At 74.1% G+C, this 16198-nt stretch carries 15 protein-coding genes and 1 pseudogene; 9 read left to right on the forward strand and 7 right to left on the reverse strand.

The features are described 5' to 3' along the window. Positions 1 to 106 precede the first annotated feature (106 nt). The 3 genes from BU52_RS16960 to BU52_RS16970 all read left to right on the forward strand — a co-directional run bounded on the left by BU52_RS16960 (position 107) and on the right by BU52_RS16970 (position 3227). Positions 107 to 1270 carry a sensor histidine kinase gene (locus tag BU52_RS16960; RefSeq protein ID WP_037934960.1) on the forward strand — a complete coding sequence of 388 codons (1164 nt, stop codon included), beginning with the start codon at positions 107 to 109 and terminating at the stop codon, positions 1268 to 1270. Positions 1271 to 1284: 14 nt separating this feature from the next. Next, positions 1285 to 1947, forward strand: a complete 663-nt coding sequence (locus BU52_RS16965; protein ID WP_037934963.1) for a response regulator transcription factor — start codon at positions 1285 to 1287, stop codon at positions 1945 to 1947. A 107-nt stretch (positions 1948 to 2054) separates the two neighbouring features. Beyond that, positions 2055 to 3227, forward strand: coding sequence for an ROK family transcriptional regulator (locus BU52_RS16970; protein ID WP_037934966.1), 1173 nt, complete (start codon positions 2055 to 2057; stop codon positions 3225 to 3227). 296 nt (positions 3228 to 3523) lie between these two features. Here BU52_RS16970 and BU52_RS16975 read toward each other — a convergent pair whose 3' ends face one another. The 3 genes from BU52_RS16975 to BU52_RS16985 all read right to left on the reverse strand — a co-directional run bounded on the left by BU52_RS16975 (position 3524) and on the right by BU52_RS16985 (position 6599). Beyond that, complete coding sequence (locus BU52_RS16975; RefSeq protein ID WP_037934972.1) at positions 3524 to 4021, reverse strand: allene oxide cyclase barrel-like domain-containing protein; 498 nt, start codon at positions 4019 to 4021, stop codon at positions 3524 to 3526. Between the two features lie 754 nt (positions 4022 to 4775). Then, on the reverse strand, positions 4776 to 5537 hold the full coding sequence (locus BU52_RS16980) for a GntR family transcriptional regulator (RefSeq protein WP_037934976.1): 762 nt from the start codon (positions 5535 to 5537) through the stop codon (positions 4776 to 4778). Between the two features lie 174 nt (positions 5538 to 5711). Then, the gene (locus tag BU52_RS16985; protein ID WP_037934980.1) at positions 5712 to 6599 is read right to left on the reverse strand and encodes an RNA polymerase sigma-70 factor; all 888 of its coding nucleotides are present in this window, start codon (positions 6597 to 6599) and stop codon (positions 5712 to 5714) included. A 166-nt stretch (positions 6600 to 6765) separates the two neighbouring features. On the opposite strand from BU52_RS16985, the gene BU52_RS16990 reads away from it, so the two are divergent. The 3 genes from BU52_RS16990 (at position 6766) to BU52_RS17000 (ending at position 10852) form a co-directional block, all read left to right on the forward strand. Further along, complete coding sequence (locus BU52_RS16990; protein ID WP_037934984.1) at positions 6766 to 7596, forward strand: alpha/beta fold hydrolase; 831 nt, start codon at positions 6766 to 6768, stop codon at positions 7594 to 7596. A gap of 311 nt (positions 7597 to 7907) precedes the next feature. Next, positions 7908 to 9494 (forward strand): alkaline phosphatase D family protein, encoded by a 1587-nt coding sequence (locus BU52_RS16995; protein ID WP_037934987.1) that lies wholly within the window; start codon positions 7908 to 7910, stop codon positions 9492 to 9494. A gap of 98 nt (positions 9495 to 9592) precedes the next feature. Next, a complete protein-coding gene (locus tag BU52_RS17000; RefSeq protein WP_037934988.1) occupies positions 9593 to 10852 on the forward strand; it encodes a GNAT family N-acetyltransferase in 1260 nt (419 codons plus the stop codon). A 67-nt stretch (positions 10853 to 10919) separates the two neighbouring features. Here BU52_RS17000 and BU52_RS17005 read toward each other — a convergent pair whose 3' ends face one another. Beyond that, positions 10920 to 12101 carry a trans-sulfuration enzyme family protein gene (locus BU52_RS17005; protein ID WP_235216363.1) on the reverse strand — a complete coding sequence of 394 codons (1182 nt, stop codon included), beginning with the start codon at positions 12099 to 12101 and terminating at the stop codon, positions 10920 to 10922. Positions 12102 to 12173: 72 nt separating this feature from the next. Between BU52_RS17005 and BU52_RS17010 the strand changes: the two genes are divergently transcribed. After that, positions 12174 to 12665 carry an Lrp/AsnC family transcriptional regulator gene (locus BU52_RS17010; protein WP_037934991.1) on the forward strand — a complete coding sequence of 164 codons (492 nt, stop codon included), beginning with the start codon at positions 12174 to 12176 and terminating at the stop codon, positions 12663 to 12665. 32 nt (positions 12666 to 12697) lie between these two features. Next, positions 12698 to 14386, forward strand: a complete 1689-nt coding sequence (locus BU52_RS17015) for a DUF885 domain-containing protein (protein WP_037934992.1) — start codon at positions 12698 to 12700, stop codon at positions 14384 to 14386. A 7-nt stretch (positions 14387 to 14393) separates the two neighbouring features. On the opposite strand, the pseudogene BU52_RS33690 reads toward BU52_RS17015, so the two are convergent. From BU52_RS33690 to BU52_RS17025, 3 genes and pseudogenes are all read right to left on the reverse strand, one after another. Next, positions 14394 to 14615 (reverse strand): annotated as a pseudogene (locus BU52_RS33690) (SDR family oxidoreductase); the annotation flags it as partial. 6 nt (positions 14616 to 14621) lie between these two features. Next, positions 14622 to 15134, reverse strand: a complete 513-nt coding sequence (locus tag BU52_RS17020) for an immunity 21 family protein (RefSeq protein WP_037934995.1) — start codon at positions 15132 to 15134, stop codon at positions 14622 to 14624. 44 nt (positions 15135 to 15178) lie between these two features. After that, positions 15179 to 15652: a rhodanese-like domain-containing protein gene (locus BU52_RS17025; protein ID WP_037934998.1), complete on the reverse strand. Its 474-nt coding sequence runs from the start codon at positions 15650 to 15652 to the stop codon at positions 15179 to 15181. Positions 15653 to 15746: 94 nt separating this feature from the next. Between BU52_RS17025 and BU52_RS17030 the strand changes: the two genes are divergently transcribed. Beyond that, positions 15747 to 16193 carry an Lrp/AsnC family transcriptional regulator gene (locus BU52_RS17030; protein ID WP_037935000.1) on the forward strand — a complete coding sequence of 149 codons (447 nt, stop codon included), beginning with the start codon at positions 15747 to 15749 and terminating at the stop codon, positions 16191 to 16193. Positions 16194 to 16198: the final 5 nt, after the last annotated feature.

The following is a 16198-nucleotide window of genomic DNA, read 5'->3' on the forward strand; positions in this document are numbered from 1 at the left end:
GCACAGCCTGACCGCAGGGCGGGGGCCGGGTCCTCCCCCGGCCGGGGAGACGTCCTCCCCCGTGCGGGGGAGGCGGGCGGCCGGGGGGCGCTGGCACGATGACGGGATGGTTCGCCTGCTGTGCCCGTTCCGGCGGGCGGTGACGTACACACGCTGGCTGCATCTGTTCGTCGCCGTCGTGTGGCCGGTCATGTGGTATCTCATCGACAACACCCGGATGTACCTGGCCGCGGTGCTGCTCGCGGTCGCGGGACTCGTGCCGGCGATGCGCACGGTGGAGGGGGTGCAGGCCACCGGACTGCTGCTGGGGCGGCGGTACGACGAGCGGGACGCGGAGATCGTGCCGGCGCCATCGTCCACCTGGGCCGATCGCGGGCGGACCGTGGTCTGGCTGGAGTGCCGGCTGTTCCTCGGCGGCGGCGTCGCCTTCCTGACAATTCAACTGCCCATGCTCGCCATGGATCTGGCGAGCACGGCGCGCGGCGGCGGGGCGGACCCCGCGACGTTCGTGCGGGTCCCCGGGCAGCACTGGTGGCACGCGCTGCTGGTGCCGGTCCCGTTGCTCGTCCTCGCCGCGGTGGTCGTCCTGGTGGGGAACCTGATCACCGCCCTCGCCCGGCGGCTGCTCGGTCCTTCCCCGGCCGAGCGCCTGGCCGCGCTCGAGGCGCGCACCGACCAGCTCCTGGAACGCAACCGCATCGCCCACGAGCTGCACGACTCGATCGGTCACGCCCTCACCGTGGCGGTGGTGCAGGCGGGTGCCGCGCGGGCCGCGGGCGATCCCGCCTTCACCGAGCGGGCGCTCGACGCCATCGAGGAGACCGGCCGGGCGGCGCTGGAGGACCTGGAGCGGGTCCTGGGCATCCTGCGCGAGCCCGACAGGCCCGTCGCCGGCCGTCCGACGCTGGTGGACGCCGGCCGTCTGCTGGAGTCCGCGCGGGCATCCGGGGCGACGGTGGACGCCGAGGTGAACGGCGCCCTGGACACCGTGCCGGGCCCCGTGTCCCGCGAGGGCTACCGCATCCTGCAGGAGTCGCTGACCAACGCGCTGCGGCACGCGGGGGCGGTCCCCGTGACGGTCCGGGTCGGCGTGGCCGGCGCGACGCTGCTGCTGGAGGTCCGCAACCCGCTCACGGACGGCGTGCCCGGCCCCGGGCGCGGCAGTGGCCTGCGCGGCATACGCGAGCGTGCTGCGCTGCTGGGCGGCCGGGCGTGGACGGGTCCGGACGCGGGCGACTGGCGGGTGCGCGCCGAGCTGCCGCTGGGCTGATCTAGGCTGGCGGGATGCCGGTGACCGTCCTGCTCGTCGACGACGAGCCTCTCGTCCGCGCGGGTCTGCGGGCCGTGCTGGAGGCGCAGCCGGACATCGAGGTCGTCGGGGAGGCCGCCGACGGTGCCGCGGTGATCCCGCTGGTGCGGCGGTTGCGGCCCGACGTGGTCGCCATGGACGTGCGCATGCCGCTGCTGGACGGGATCGAGGCGACGCGCGCGCTGCTGCGGACGGTCGGGGCGCCACCGAAGATCCTCGTGGTGACGACGTTCGAGAACGACGAGTACGTGTACGGGGCGCTGCGCGCGGGAGCCGACGGGTTCCTGCTGAAGCGTGCGCGGCCGGCGGAGATCGTGCATGCCGTACGGCTGGTCGCCGAGGGCGAGTCGCTGCTGTTCCCCGCCTCGGTACGCCGGCTCGCGGCCGAGTACGGCGACGACGACGGCAACCGTGCCGCGCGGGCGCGGCTGGAGCGGGCGCGGCTGACCGACCGGGAGGGGGAGGTGCTGCGGCTGATGGCGCGGGGTATGACCAACGCCGAGATCGCCGCCCGGCTCGTGGTGGGGACGGAGACCGTGAAGAGCCATGTGAGTGCCGTGCTGGCGAAGCTCGGGGCGCGCGACCGCACCCAGGCGGTGATCGCGGCGTACGAGTCGGGCTTCGTGGCGCCGGGCTGATCCGTGCCGGCGCGGTGCGCCAGGGGTGCCCCCAGCCCTGAGGTCGCCCGGGTCCGCGGCGCCGAGTACGATCCGCCCAACACGCGCACGAGCTGGGAGGACGTACGGTGGCTCGGCTGACCGGCGGGGACCCGTCGCTGCTGCGAAGGATCAACTCCGCGGTGGTGCTGCACGCGTTGCGCGCCACGGACTGCGCGACGCTGACCGAGGTCACCCGGGTCACGGGGTTGTCCCGGCCGACCGTCGAGGGCGTCGTGGAGGGGCTCATCGAGGCGGGTCTCGTCGTGGAGACGGCGGCCGAGGAGGGCGCGGCGCGGCGGCAGGGCCGGCCGGCGCGGCGGTTCCGGTTCCGGGCGGAGGCCGGGCATCTGCTCGGCCTGGAGATCGGCGTGCACCGGGTGGCCGCGCTGCTGGCCGATCTGGACGGCCGGGTGATCGGCGCCCAGGTGAGGGACGTCGACGAGACGGTCGACGCCGACGAGCGTCTGGAGCGGATCCGCGCGGCCGTCGCGGAGCTGCTGCGCCGGGCCGGTGTCCCGCGCGGCTCCCTGCGGGCCGTCGGCGTGGGCACCCCCGGGATCGTCGAGGCGGACGGCACGGTGCGGCTGGGCACGGCGCTGCCCGGCTGGACCGGACTGGGACTCGGCGAGCGGCTGAGCCGGTCCTTCAAATGTCCGGTGCTGGTGGAGAACGACGCCAACGCGGCGGTCGTCGCCGAGCACTGGAAGGGCGTCGCCAAGGAGACCGACGACGTGGTGTTCGTGCTGGCCGGGCTGAGCCCGGGCGCCGGATCACTGATCGGCGGACGGCTGCACCGGGGTTACGGCGGGGCTGCCGGGGAGATCGGGGCGCTGCACCTGCTGGGCCGGGAGGCGACCCCCGAGGCGTTGCTGTCCACCACGGACGAGCCGCTGCACCCGCTCGACGAGCAGGCGGTCGCGGCTGTCTTCGCCCAGGCACGCGAGGGCGACCAGCGGGCACTGGCGGCCATGGACCGTTTCCTCCACCGGCTGGTGCACGACGTGGCGGCGCTGGTGCTGGCCCTCGACCCGGAGCTGGTCGTGATCGGCGGCTGGGCGGCCGGCCTGGACGGCGTGCTGGAACCGCTGCGCGGGGAGCTGGCCCGCTACTGTCTGCGCCCGCCGAGGGTCGCCCTGTCCCTGCTGGGCGAGGCGGCGGTCGCCACGGGCGCCGTACGGCTCGCTCTCGACCACGTGGAGGAACAGCTGTTCGCGGTGGAGGGCACGGTGACGGCCCGCCGGCTGGCGGCAAGGCCGTGAGGTTTGCGGGTGGGGCGCGTCGTCAAGGCTCGCGGATGCGAGGTTGCTGATGCTGGTGGTGGCTGTGTAGCTGGTCCGGTCGATGCGGGGGCCGCGGGCCTGGTACGTGGAGATGGCGCGTTCGACGACGCGGGGGCCGACGCGTAGCCGCCGCCTGCGCCCACCCGCCGTCTGATGCGGGTGGGCGGAGGGTTGCCGCGGAGCGCCCGCGGTGGCTGCGCGGGGCCGTTCCCGGGGTGTGGCACGCGTGCGGCCGCATGGCGGGCTCGTCGGGGCGCCCTGGCGCCCTGGCGCTCTCAGGGGATGATGTGGAAGGTGACCTGCGCCTCGGTGTCGCTGATCTCCACGGAGCGCAGGTAGCCATGTGCCGTGCGGTAGGCGCCCGTGCCGCCGGTGATCGCGGTGATGACGGGGTCGGTGCGGGGCAGGAGGGACAGCCCCTGCAAGGTGATCTGCCCCTTGGGCAGCGCCACGGTCGCCACGCACTGCACATCGCCGGTGTCTTCGTCCGCGCCGGCGCGGGTCACCGTACAGACCTGGCCGTAGGTGCCCACCTGCGTGTCCCCGCGGACCAGGACTCCGCTGGAGACGATCTCGTCGCCGAGGCTGGGCCCGGACGGGCCCCGGTCGATGTTCTCGACCTGGACCAGTCGCGCGACGGCGCGGATGATCTGCTCCCTCCCGTGGTCCGGACCGACGAATTGCGTGGTCGTGGCCGAAGCCACGGGAGCGCACAGGAGCGTGACGAGGGCGGTGCTGACCGCGCCCAGACCCATACGTTTGGCGTGATGCATGTGTGCCTCTCTCGGACGGCGATGACGGTTCCATGGCTTCGCACCACAGGACAGCCACCATCGCCCTCCCGGCCCGCTGCGGCGCGCGCGGCGCAGCTGACCGCCCGCCACCCGGGCGAGGACGACCGCCCGTTCGGACCCTCCCGCACGCCTTTCCGGGCGACGGCGGCCAGAGCCCGCGGGCACCGCTCGGGCCCGCTCCCCCGGCGTCACGAACCGTCGGCGGGCGTGACGCCCCCGTCCCGGCGTTCGCGCCTCCTGGCCTGTGCCGTCCCCGCCCTCTGCGCCCTCCCGACGCCCGGCCCCCGAACCGGCAGGCTCTTCCCGCGGAGCGATACGCAACGACGGGCTGGGGGAGCCCGTCACCGGTGTGCACGAGGAACTGGTCACCCAGCGGCTGGCCGAGCGCCTGCGGGGACTCGGCGCGTCGCTCCAGGAGCGGATCCAGGAGCGGATCCGGGCGTGCCGTTCGGTAAGGACCATGAAGGTCCGGGCGGGACGCCGGCTCGTGGAGGCGTGGTTGCGGACGTCGGAGCCGGTCCAGTACATGACGGCCCACACGGCGGCGAGGCAGGCGTCCGGGGGACGCAGGCGTGCAGGAGGTCGGCCTGGGAGTCGACGAACGTTATGCCGGGCCGGCCCTCCGCGCGCCGCGCCGCCACCCCGGTCCGTGTGCGCGCCGTCCTCGCACGGCGCCGCGCCGCCGGCCCGTGGAAGGGACCGGGGCGGCGGCGCGGGGGCGCGTGACGTGCTGTCAGGAGGCCTGGCGCTCCGGGCCGTGGTGGATCTCCACGCCGCCGGAGTCGCCGAACGTGAGCCGGCAGGTGTCCGCCCGGTACGTGGCGACGGAGAGCGCCGCGGTCCGTCCGCGGGCGACGAAGCGCGTGGTGACGACGAGGACGGGTGCGCCCGGCAGACGGTCCAGTTCGCGGGCGTCGTCCGCGCGGGCGGAACCGAGCTCCACGGCGTTCTCCTGCCGTTCCAGCTCCAGGCGCTGCAGTTCCCGCAGCACCGCACGCGCGCGTGCCGTGCCGGAGGGAGCGTCGATGCCGGACAGGTCGGGCACCGAGTCGGCGGGGATGTACAGCAGTTCGGCGGCGACGGGCCGGCCGTGGGAGACGCGGGAGCGGCGCACGATGTGCACGGGCTCGTCACGGCCGGTGACCAGGGCCTCGGCCACGGCGGCGGGCGGCACCTCGAGCGCGCAGTCGAGCGTCTGCCAGGCGTCGTTCGGCCCGCCGGGCCAGGCGTGCTGTGCCGTGCCGACGGCGACGCCCACGCGCGGCGGGGCGACGGTGGTGCCCACGCCGCGGCGGCGCTGCAGCCGGCCTTCCAGTTCGAGCTGTTCCAGGGCCTGCCGGAGCGTGGCACGGGCGACACCGAAGCGGGCGGCCAGATCGCGCTCGTTGGGCAGGATCTCGCCCACCGAGAACTCCGAGTCCAGCGCCTCGCTGAGCACGGTCTTGAGATGCCAGTACTTCGGTTCCGGCACCGTTTCCAGCTGCGTGGTCCCCACCCTGTCCTCCACGATCGCCGAGTCCGGCCGCGTTTCAGCGCCCTTGTTTATTAAAGGTTGTTTCACTTGTCTGCGACGATAGGGCGGCCGTCACCCTTGGTCAATACCAATCGGCACGACGAGGAGGCCCCCGTCACGGCGTGACGGGGGCCTCGGGGGCGGAGGGCGGGACCGCTACCGCACCGCGGGGAGCGAGCGGAGCTTGTCGGGGTTGCGCAGGACGTACACCGTCCGGATGCGCCCGTCGGCGACGTCGAGCTGGAAGACGGAGTCGGGCTTGCCTCCGGACAGGACGAGCACCGCGGGGCCCCCGTTGAGCTCCAGGAAGCGCACGGCCGCGTCCGGCACCCCCTTGCCGGCCACCCCGACGAGGAAACGCCCCACGTGGTCGGCGCTCTCCAGGACCCGCAGCGGGCCGCGCGCCTTGCCGCCGCTGTCCCCGACGAGACGCACGTCCGGTGCGAGCAGTTCGATCAGTCCCGCCAGGTCTCCGCCGGCCGCCGCGGCCAGGAAGCGCTCCGTGAGGGCGCGTCGCCGGACGGGGTCGACGTCGTAGCGCGGGCGCCGCTCCTCGACGTGCCTGCGGGCGCGTCCGGCGAGTTGGCGCACGGCCGGTTCGCCGCGGTCGAGCATGGCCGCGATGTCGGCGTACGGGTAGCCGAACGCCTCCCGCAGGACGAAGACCGCGCGTTCCAGCGGTGACAGGGACTCCATGACGACGAGGACGGCGAGGGAGACGGAGTCGGCGAGTTCGGCCCGCTCGGCGGTGTCCGGAGCGGTGTCGCCGAAGTCGGTCGCGTACGGTTCGGGCAGCCAGGGGCCCACATAGGTCTCGCGCCGCGCCTTGATCTGGCGCAGCCGGTCGACGGCGAGACGGGTGGTGACGCGCACCAGGTAGCCGCGCGGCTCGCGCACCGCGGTCCGGTCGCCGCCCGACCAGCGCAGCCACGCGTCCTGGACCACGTCCTCCGCGTCGGCCACCCGGCCCAGCATGCGGTAGGCGACGCCCAGGAGAACGGGACGGTGCTCTTCGAAGACGTCGGTCGGGGTGTCGGTGGTCACGCCACCATCCCAGCCGACCCGCGCGGTCGTGTCCAGGCGCCGCCGCCCCGGGGCGGCGGTGCGCCGGCCGGGAGGAAGGGGCTACCTGTCGGTAGCAATTGCTGACAAGCTGTCCACGGCGCCGGGCGGCGTCCGTTTCCGCGAGTCCCAGACGAGGAGCACCCCCATGTCCGCGACCGTCTCCTTCAAGGTCACCTCTCCCCTCGGCCCGCAGACCGTGACGGTGTCCTACGCACGCCTGGGCCGCGGCGAGCCGCTGCTCCTGCTGCACGGCATCGGTCATCACCGCCAGGCCTGGGACCCGGTGGTGGACATCCTGGCGACCGAGCGCGAGGTGATCGCCGTGGACCTGCCCGGATTCGGCACCTCCCCCTCGCTGCCCGACGGCCTCGTCCACGACCTGCCCACCATGAACGCCGCCCTCGGCGCCCTGTGCGAGGCGCTGGAGCTGGACCGGCCGCACGTCGCGGGGAACTCGCTCGGCGGTCTGCTGGCCCTGGAGCTCGGCCGCGCGCGACGCGTCCGGTCCGTCACCGCCCTCTCCCCCGCCGGCTTCTGGACGCAGGCGGAGCGGCGGTACGCCTTCGCCGTGCTGCTCGGCATGCGACGGCTCGCCGAGCGGATGCCGCTGCCGCTCGTCGAGCGCCTCTCCCGTTCCGCGGCCGGCCGGGCGGCGCTGACGAGCACCATCTACGCCCGTCCGGGGCGCCGTTCCCCGGAGGCCGTCGTCGCCGAGACGCTCGCGCTCGCCGAGGCCACCGGTTTCACCGAGACCCTCCGCGCGGGCACCGCCGTACGCTTCACCGACGACGTGCCCGGCATTCCCGTGACCGTCGCCTGGGGCGCACGGGACCGGCTGCTCCTCCGCCGCCAGGGAGTGCGCGCCAAGCGGACCATCCCCGGGGCGCGGCTGGTCCGGCTGCCCGGCTGCGGTCACGTCCCGATGAACGACGACCCCGCGCTGGTCGCCCGCGTCATCCTCGACGGCAGCCGCTGAACGGTCCGGGGCCGCACGGCGACGGTGCGTACCGCCCACCGCCCCGGCCCGGTGACGGCGGCACCGCGGCCCTCCGGGCGCTCCCCCTCCGCCCGGGTGGCGCCACTGCCCGCCGTCCCCGCGGGGCACGCGGGCGCGCGGCTCCGCGGGATGACGGCCGGAGGTCTCCGCCGGTTCGGGTCGCGACGCGCCGCCCGCCTGCTCCCGCGCGGGCGCGATCGGTTGTTCACTCGTTGTTCGTGCGCGAGCCGCGCCGGCCGCGTAAGTGTGGCAGCGCACACCGGCCGGATCCCGTCCCTGGAGGCGTCTCCATGTCACACCGTCCGTTCCCCGGCCGCCGCGCCGTGCTGCGCGGCTCGCTCGCGGCCTCGGCGGCCCTGACGCTGCCCGCCGTGCCCGGCACGGCGCCCGCCTTCGCCCGCTCCGGACGACCGGAGGCCGGCTGGGGCGTGCAGACCGGTGACGTGACCCGTGACTCCGGGCTGGTGTGGGTGCGGTCCGACCGTCCGGCCCGGATGATCGTCGAGACGTCCACGACCGAGTCGTTCCGGCATACGCGCAGCCTGCGTGGCCCGCTGCTCGGCCCGGGCACCGACTTCACCGGCACCACCCGGCTGCACGGGCTGCCGCCCGGCGAGCAGATCCACTACCGGGTGCTGCTCGCCGACCCCGACGACCCGCGCCGCACCGGTGAACCGGTGACCGGCACCTTCCGCACCGTGCCGGCCCGGCGGCGGGACGGCGTGCGCTTCCTGTGGTCCGGCGACCTGGCCGGGCAGGGCTGGGGCATCAACCCCGACCTCGGCGGCTACCGCATCTTCGACGCGATGGCGCGGCTGGACCCGGACTTCTTCCTGTTCAGCGGCGACACCGTCTACGCCGACGGCCCCATCGCCCCGACCGCCACCCTCCCGGACGGCGGCATCTGGCGGAACGTCACGACCGAGGAGAAGTCGAAGGTCGCCGAGACCCTCGCCGAGTTCCGGGGCAATTTCCGCTACAACCTGCTCGACGAGAACCTGCGCCGGTTCAACGCCCGGGTGCCGTCCGTCGTGCAGTGGGACGACCACGAGGTGCGCAACAACTGGTATCCCGGCCAGCGGATCGCGGACACCGACACCCGCTACACGGAGAAGAGCGTCGACGTCCTGGCGGCCAGGGCGCGGCGCGCGTTCGGTGAGTACTTCCCGATGTCGACACTGCGGCCGGGCGCCCGGGAGGGCCGGGTGTACCGGGTGCTGCGGCAGGGCCCGCTGCTGGACCTGTTCGTACTGGACATGCGGACGTACCGGGCCGCCAACTCCTCCGGAGACCAGACCGTGGACCCGCAGGGCATCCTCGGACGGGAGCAACTGGACTGGCTCAAGCGGGAACTGGCGCGGTCGCGCGCCGTGTGGAAGGTGATCGCGGCCGACATGCCCATCGGCCTGGTCGTGCCGGACACCACCGAGGGGCGGAAGAACGTCGAGGCGGTCGCCCAGGGCGACCCGGGGGCGCCCCTGGGGCGGGAGCTGCAGATCGCGGAGCTGCTGCGGTTCGTCAAGCACCGGCGGATCACCGGCACGGTGTGGCTGACGGCCGACGTGCACCACACCTCGGCCCAGCACTACCAGCCCGCGCGTGCCGCGTTCGGCGACTTCGAGCCGTTCTGGGAGTTCGTCTCCGGCCCGCTCAACGCGGGCGCCTTCCCGGCCGTCGCGCTCGACGCCACCTTCGGCCCGGAGCGGGTGTGGGTGAAGGCACCGACCGCTTCGAACGTCTCGCCCGCCGGCGGCCACCAGTACTTCGGCGAGGTCGACATCGACGGGGACAGCGGCGAGTTGACGGTGCGGATGCGGGAGCAGGACGGCACCGTACTGTTCACCAAGACGCTCCAGCCGGGCCTGGTCGGTCAGTAACGCGGCAAACAGGACAGAAGTACGCCTTTACCCATCAGTCACAGTGCGTTCGTGACCAGGAAACACGATCCCTTCACAGTGGCTGCATGAGTCGAGACATGTCTGACGAGATGAACACCCCGCACGGAGGTTCAGCGCACCGCCGGTGGAACCCGGCCGGGCTCGCCGCGCGGTGCACGGCGGCCTACCGCGCATGGCGGGTACGCCGCCACGGCCACGCACCGCCCGCGCACGATACCGGCGATGCCCCGCCGCCCTCCGCCCCGGCCGGGGAGAGCGTGCTGTGGCGGATGCGGACGACGGTGAAGGACGAACCGGGCGCGCTGGCCGCGGTGTGCACCGCGCTGGCCGAGCGGGGGGTCGACATCCTGAGCCTGCAGACGCACCCGCTGGGTGCGGGCACCGTCGACGAGTTCCTGCTGCGGGCGCCGGCGGGAACGGATCTCACCGGCGCGGTGTCGCTCGCCGGGGGCGCGGAGACCTGGACCGAGCGGGCCGACGCCCACGACCTGGTGGACGCACCCACCCGGGTGCTGGGGCTGGCCGCCCGCACCGCCACGGACGCCGCGGAACTTCCCCTGGCCCTGCGTGAGTTGCTGGGCCGGTGCACGATCCGCTCCCGGCCCGCTCCGCTCTCCGGACGGGCCGGGGCCGTGACCGTGCCGGCGGAGGGCTCCCTGGAGCAGACCGTGATCCGGCTGCGCGACCCGGAGGGCGGGGTCCTCACCGTCGAGCGGCCGTATCCGCCGTTCACCCCCACCGAGTTCGCCAGGGCCCGGGCCCTGGTGGAACTGGACGCCCGGCTGGGCCCGCGGATCCCGCGCGGCCGTGACGTGCTCACATTGCCGGAGGGCAGCGACATCTCCGTGCGCCGGGCGGACACCGGTGACCTGGCCGCCGCACGGGAGATGCACGAGCGGTGCTCCGCAGAGACCCTGCGCATGCGCTACCACGGGCCGGTCGGCGACGCGGACCGCTATCTGAACCACCTGCTCAGCCCGCGCTTCGGGCGGACGCTCGCCGCGCAGACCGCTTCGGGCCGCATCGTCGCCCTGGGCCATCTGCTGTGGGACGGGGACGAGACCGAGGTCGCGCTGATCGTGGAGGACGCGTGGCAGCGCCGGGGGGTGGGCGGCCGGCTGCTCAACCGGCTGGTGGCGCTGGCGGCCGAGGCGGGATGCGCCCAGGTGTACGCCGTGACGCAGGCGTCCAACACCGGCATGGTCGCCGCCATGCGCGGCCTCGGCCTGCCGCTCGACTACCAGGTGGAGGAGGGCACCCTGGTCGTCACGGCCCGTCCGGACGCCGTACCGGCCCACCGGGTACGACAGTCGGGCGAGCACATCGGCCGGGCGTAGGGGGAACGGCCCGGCGCCTTCCGCCGGGCCGTTCCCCCCGTGGCCGGTGGGCCTCAGCCCTCAGCCCTCAGCCCTCAGCCCCGGCCAGTTCCTCCGGGCGGGCGGGCGTACCGGCCCGCTCCCCCAGGGCCGAGTCCAGGTCGGCCCACAGGTCCTCGACGTCCTCCAGGCCGACCGAGAGCCGCAGCAGCCGGTCGCCGACCCCGGCGTCCCTGCGGTCACCGGCGTCGACGATGCGGTGGCTGATGGACGCCGGGTGCTGGATGAGGGAGTCCACGCTGCCGAGGCTCACCGCCGGGGTGATCAGCCGCACGCCGGCGATCACCTCGTGCGGGTCGCCGTGCACCTCGAAGGAGACCATGGCGCCGCCGATGGCCGGGTAGTGCACGCGGTCCACGCGCGGGTCGTCGGCGAGCCGGGCGGCGAGTTCCGCGGCGTTCGCGGACGCGGCCCGCACCCGTACCGGCAGCGTCGACAGTCCCCGCAGCAGCAGGTAGCCGGCCAGCGGGTGCAGCACGCCGCCGGTGGCGAACCGCACCTGGCGCAGCCGTCCGGCGAACTCCTCGTCGCAGGCCACCACGCCCGCCAGGACGTCCCCGTGACCGCCGAGGTACTTGGTGGCGCTGTGCAGCACCAGCCGGGCCCCGTCTTCGGCCGGGCGCTGCAGGACCGGCGTGGCGAAGGTGTTGTCGACGAGCAGCGGCACGGAACCGCAGGCGTGGGCCACGGCCCGCAGGTCGATCTCGGCGAGCGTGGGGTTGGCCGGGGACTCCACCAGCACCAGACCCGTGTCCGGGCGCAGCGCGTCGGCGACCCCGGCCGGGTCGGTCCAGGTCACCTCGGAGCCGAGGAGCCCGGCGGTCAGCAGGTGGTCACTGCACCCGTACAGCGGGCGCACCGCGACGACGTGCCGCAGTCCCATCGAGCCGCGGACCAGGAGCACGGCGCTGAGCGCGGCCATGCCGCTGGCGAACGCGACGGCCGACTCGGTGCCCTCCAGCCGCGCGAGGGCGGTCTCGAAGCGGGCGACGGTGGGGTTGCCGAGCCGCCCGTAGACGGGCGGGCCGTCCGGTTCGGCTCCGCTGGTGGCGAAGGCGTCGATGCGGGCGGCCTCCGCGCGGCTGTCGTACGAGGGGTAGGTGGTGGACAGGTCGATCGGCGGGGCGTGCAGTCCGAGTCCGGCGAGGTCGTCCCGGCCGGCGTGCACGGCCTCGGTGGCGAGTGCTCTGGTGGTGCGTCGCGTGTCCATGCCCAGGTCCATGTACGGAAGGGTGAACACCGGCCGGGGATCGGGGGCCGGTTTCCGTGCTACGTTCGGCCAGTGTCCGAATCCGTCGTACTCGATCCGGTGGACCTCCATCTCCTGCGGCTGTTGCAGAACGACGCCCGGACGACGTACCGGGACCTCGCCGCACAGGTCGGGGTCGCTCCGTCGACCTGTCTGGACCGGGTGACCCGGCTGCGCCGTTCCGGTGTGATCCTCGGGCACCGGCTGAAACTGGACCCGGCGAAACTGGGCCGGGGTCTGCAGGCCCTGCTGTCGGTGCAGGTCAGACCCCACCGGCGGGAACTGGTGGGGCCGTTCGTGGAGCGGATCCGGGCGCTTCCGGAGTCGCTGACCGTGTTCCATCTGACCGGGCCCGACGACTATCTGGTGCATGTCGCGGTCGCCGACATGACGGATCTCCAGCGGCTGGTGCTCGACGAGTTCACGTCCCGGCGGGAGGTGGCGCGGGTGGAGACGCGGCTGATCTTCCAGCAGTGGGACTGCGGGCCGCTGCTGCCCACTTCGCCCTCGGCTCAATCCGGGTGACGCGCGGCGGGCCGCGTACCAGGATGGTCCGCATGTCACAGACCAACAGCGCGCTCCCCCGTCAGGTCGCCGACGCCTACGTCGACGAGCTCATCGCCCTCGATCCGGTCACCGGGACGTTCCTCGGCGTGCAGGAGAGCTCCTCCCTGCTGCCCGACCTCTCACCCGCCGGCCAGGAAGCCGTCGCCGAGCTTCAGCGTGCGACCCTCGCGCAGCTCGACGAGGCCGAGCGGCTGCCCGGCGCGGACAGCGACGTCGAGCGCCGCTGTGCGCGCCTGCTCCGCGAACGGCTCACCGCGCACCTGGCCGTGCACGAGGCCGGCGAAGGGCTGCGAGAGGTCGGCAACCTGGGCACGGTCGCCCACTCGGTGCGCGAGGTGTTCACCGTGACGCCGGCCGCGACGGAGGAGGACTGGGCGGCGATCGCCGAGCGGCTGCGCGCGGTCCCTGCCGCGCTGGCGGGCTACCGGGAGTCCCTCGCGCTGGGCCTGGAGCGCGCGCTGTACGCGGCGCCGCGCCCGACGGAGACGTTCACCGGGCAGCTCACCGAGTGGGCGGACACGGGCGGGGGCCGCGGCTGGTTCGAGGACTTCGCGGCCGCGGGACCGGACGCGCTGCGCACCGAGCTGGACGAGGCTGCCCGCGCGGCCACCGCGGCCGTCGTGGACCTGCGGGACTGGATGCGCGACGTGTACGCGCCGGCGATCGAGGGCGCGCCGAACACGGTGGGCCGCGAGCGCTACGCCCGCTGGTCCCGCTACTACAACGGCACGGACCTGGATCTGGACGAGGCGTACGCGTACGGCTGGTCCGAGTACCACTCCCTGCTCGGCGAGATGAGGAAGGAGGCCGAGAAGATCCTGCCCGGTGCCGCGACGCCGTGGGTGGCGCTGGCCCACCTCGACGAGCACGGCCGGCACATCGAGGGCGTCGACGAGGTCCGCGACTGGCTGCAGGGCGTGATGGACCGGGCCGTCGAGGCCCTGGACGGCACGCACTTCGACCTCGCCGAGCGGGTGCGCAGGGTGGAGTCGCGGATCGCTCCCGCCGGCAGCGCGGCGGCCCCGTACTACACGCCACCGTCGGAGGACTTCTCCCGGCCGGGCTGCACCTGGCTGCCCACGATGGGACTGACCCGCTTCCCCGTCTACGACCTGGTCTCGACCTGGTACCACGAGGGCGTCCCCGGCCATCACCTCCAGCTCGCGCAGTGGGTGCACGTGGCCGAGGACCTCTCCCGCTACCAGGCCTCGGTGGGCATGGTGAGCGCCAACGCCGAGGGCTGGGCGCTGTACGCGGAGCGGCTGATGGACGAACTCGGTTTCCTCACGGACGCGGAGGAGCGGCTGGGCTACCTGGACGCGCAGATGATGCGGGCGGCCCGGGTCATCGTCGACATCGGCATGCACCTGGAGCTGGAGATCCCGGCGGACTCGCCGTTCCACCCGGGTGAGCGGTGGACGCCGGAACTGGCCGAGGAGTTCTTCGGGGCGCACAGCAGCCGCCCGGCGGACTTCGTGGAGAGCGAGCTGACCCGCTATCTGACGATCCCGGGCCAGGCGATCGGTTACAAGCTGGGCGAGCGGGCGTGGCTGCTGGGCCGGGAGAACGCGCGCAGGCGGCACGGAGACGCTTTCGATCTCAAGGCCTGGCACATGGCCGCGCTGTCCCAGGGGTCGCTGGGTCTGGACGACCTGGTGGACGAACTGTCGGCGCTGTGAGCCGGGGTCAGCGCCGGAAGCCGCCCTCCGAGTCGATGACCTGACCTGTGATCCAGTCCGCCTCGTCCGTGGCCAGCCACGCGATGAGGCGGGCGGGGTCGTCGGGCATGCCCCAGCGGCCGGCGGGGAAGAGGGCGGCGACGGCGTCGTACGTCTCACGGCTCAGGTGGTCGGTGTCCACCGGGCCGGGGTTGACAATGTTCACGGTGACCGCGTGCCCGGCCGGAGCGGCCGATCAGGGCAGCGGCCTGAGCTGCACGAGGATCAGCCAGGTCTCGGGGCCCGGCTGCGCCTGCGCGGCGCGGACCGCGTAGCGGCCGGGGGTGAGGGTGAGACGTACGTGGCCGGTGCCCGTGGAGTGGGCGCCGGGCCAGGCCGCGTCGAACAGCACGACCGTGCCCGGCACGTTCCAGTGCACCTCGGCCTGCCACCGCGCGGCCTGCAGGGCGGCAGGGACGCTCGCCAGCAGTTCCGCCTCCGCGTGTCCGGCGACCCACCGGACGAAGGTGCCGTGCTCGGGGAGGAAGGCCGTGGCTGCGGGCTCGTCGCCCAGGACGAGGGCCGCGGCGTCGCCGACCGGGAGGAGCCCGACAAGTCCGTCCACCTCGCAGGCCCGGTCGTAGTCCGAGGCCGTCTCCTCGCCGTCGGCCCCCGTCCAGAACGGCAGCACCGTCTCCGGTACCGCGATGAGCGGCCCGCCGCCCGACTCCACCCACTCGGCCGTGCACGGCTCCGCGTATCGCACCATGGCGCAGAACCTACCGGGTCCGCTCCCCTGCCCGGCCCGGGGGTTCAGCATCCGCAGTCGTCTGCGCCCACGGCTGCGGTCAGCGGGTCGGGGACACGGCGCTCGCGGCCCCACCGCGTCTCGAACTCCAGGCCCTCGCGGACCCAGTACTCGAACCCGCCGAGCATCTCCTTGACCCGGTAGCCGAGTCCGGCGAGGGCGAGCGCGGCGCGGGCGGCGCCGTCGCAGCCGGGGCCCCAGCAGTACGTCACGACCGGCACCGACGGGTCCAGGAGCCGCCCGGCCCGCTCGGGAACGAGCGCGGTGGGCAGGTGCACCGCACCGGGGACGTGGCCCTGGTCCCAGGCCTCGGTGGAGCGCGAGTCCAGCAGGACGAACCCGGGGTCGCCGTCCGCCGCGAGCGCGGCCGCCACGTCGGAGACGTCGGTGTGGAGGGCGAGGCTCGCGCGGAAGTGGGCGGCGGCCTCGGCCGGGGAGGCGGGGGCGACACGCAGGACGGGGTTCACGGTGGTGGTCATGGGAGAGAAACTACGGTCACGGCGTGCGGGCCTGAAGTGACGATTCCCGGCCTTCGGGTTGATCGGCCGGGGGATCCCCTGCTACTTCTCGGGGATGACCGCGTATTCACCGGACGCCACGGACTGGCGCATTCTCGACGTCCTCCAGCGCGAGGGACGGGCCAGCTTCGCCGAACTCGCCCGTGCCGTCTCGATGTCCGCCAGCGCGGTCACCGAGCGGGTGCGCCGGATGGAGGAGGCAGGCGTCATCCGGGGTTATGCGGCGGTGGTGGACCCTGAGCGGCTCGGTCTGCCGATCCTGGCCTTCGTACGGTTGCGCTATCCGACCGGGAACTACAAGCCGTTCCACGACCTCGTCGCCGCGACGCCCGAGATCCTGGAGGCGCACCACGTGACGGGCGACGACTGCTTCGTCATCAAGGTCGCCGCCCGTTCGATGCGGCACCTGGAGGAGGTGTCGGGCCGGATCGGCACGCTCGGCTCGGTGACCACCAGCGTCGTGTACTCCTCGCCCCTGCCGCGCCGCCCGCTGGGGCGGTGACCGTC

It is taken from the genome of Streptomyces toyocaensis (assembly GCF_000725125.1).
Lineage (GTDB): Bacteria > Actinomycetota > Actinomycetes > Streptomycetales > Streptomycetaceae > Streptomyces > Streptomyces toyocaensis.

Bases quoted from the DNA above. Each gene is read 5' to 3' on its own strand.
- BU52_RS16960 (WP_037934960.1), top strand. From the start codon at position 107: ATGGTTCGCCTGCTGTGCCCGTTCCGGCGGGCGGTGACGTACACACGC.
- BU52_RS16965 (WP_037934963.1), top strand. From the start codon at position 1,285: ATGCCGGTGACCGTCCTGCTCGTCGACGACGAGCCTCTCGTCCGCGCG.
- BU52_RS16975 (WP_037934972.1), bottom strand. From the start codon at position 4,021: ATGCATCACGCCAAACGTATGGGTCTGGGCGCGGTCAGCACCGCCCTC.
- BU52_RS16990 (WP_037934984.1), top strand. From the start codon at position 6,766: ATGTCCGCGACCGTCTCCTTCAAGGTCACCTCTCCCCTCGGCCCGCAG.
- BU52_RS16995 (WP_037934987.1), top strand. From the start codon at position 7,908: ATGTCACACCGTCCGTTCCCCGGCCGCCGCGCCGTGCTGCGCGGCTCG.
- BU52_RS17000 (WP_037934988.1), top strand. From the start codon at position 9,593: ATGTCTGACGAGATGAACACCCCGCACGGAGGTTCAGCGCACCGCCGG.
- BU52_RS17005 (WP_235216363.1), bottom strand. From the start codon at position 12,101: ATGGACACGCGACGCACCACCAGAGCACTCGCCACCGAGGCCGTGCAC.
- BU52_RS17015 (WP_037934992.1), top strand. From the start codon at position 12,698: ATGTCACAGACCAACAGCGCGCTCCCCCGTCAGGTCGCCGACGCCTAC.
- BU52_RS17020 (WP_037934995.1), bottom strand. From the start codon at position 15,134: ATGGTGCGATACGCGGAGCCGTGCACGGCCGAGTGGGTGGAGTCGGGC.
- BU52_RS17025 (WP_037934998.1), bottom strand. From the start codon at position 15,652: ATGACCACCACCGTGAACCCCGTCCTGCGTGTCGCCCCCGCCTCCCCG.
- BU52_RS17030 (WP_037935000.1), top strand. From the start codon at position 15,747: ATGACCGCGTATTCACCGGACGCCACGGACTGGCGCATTCTCGACGTC.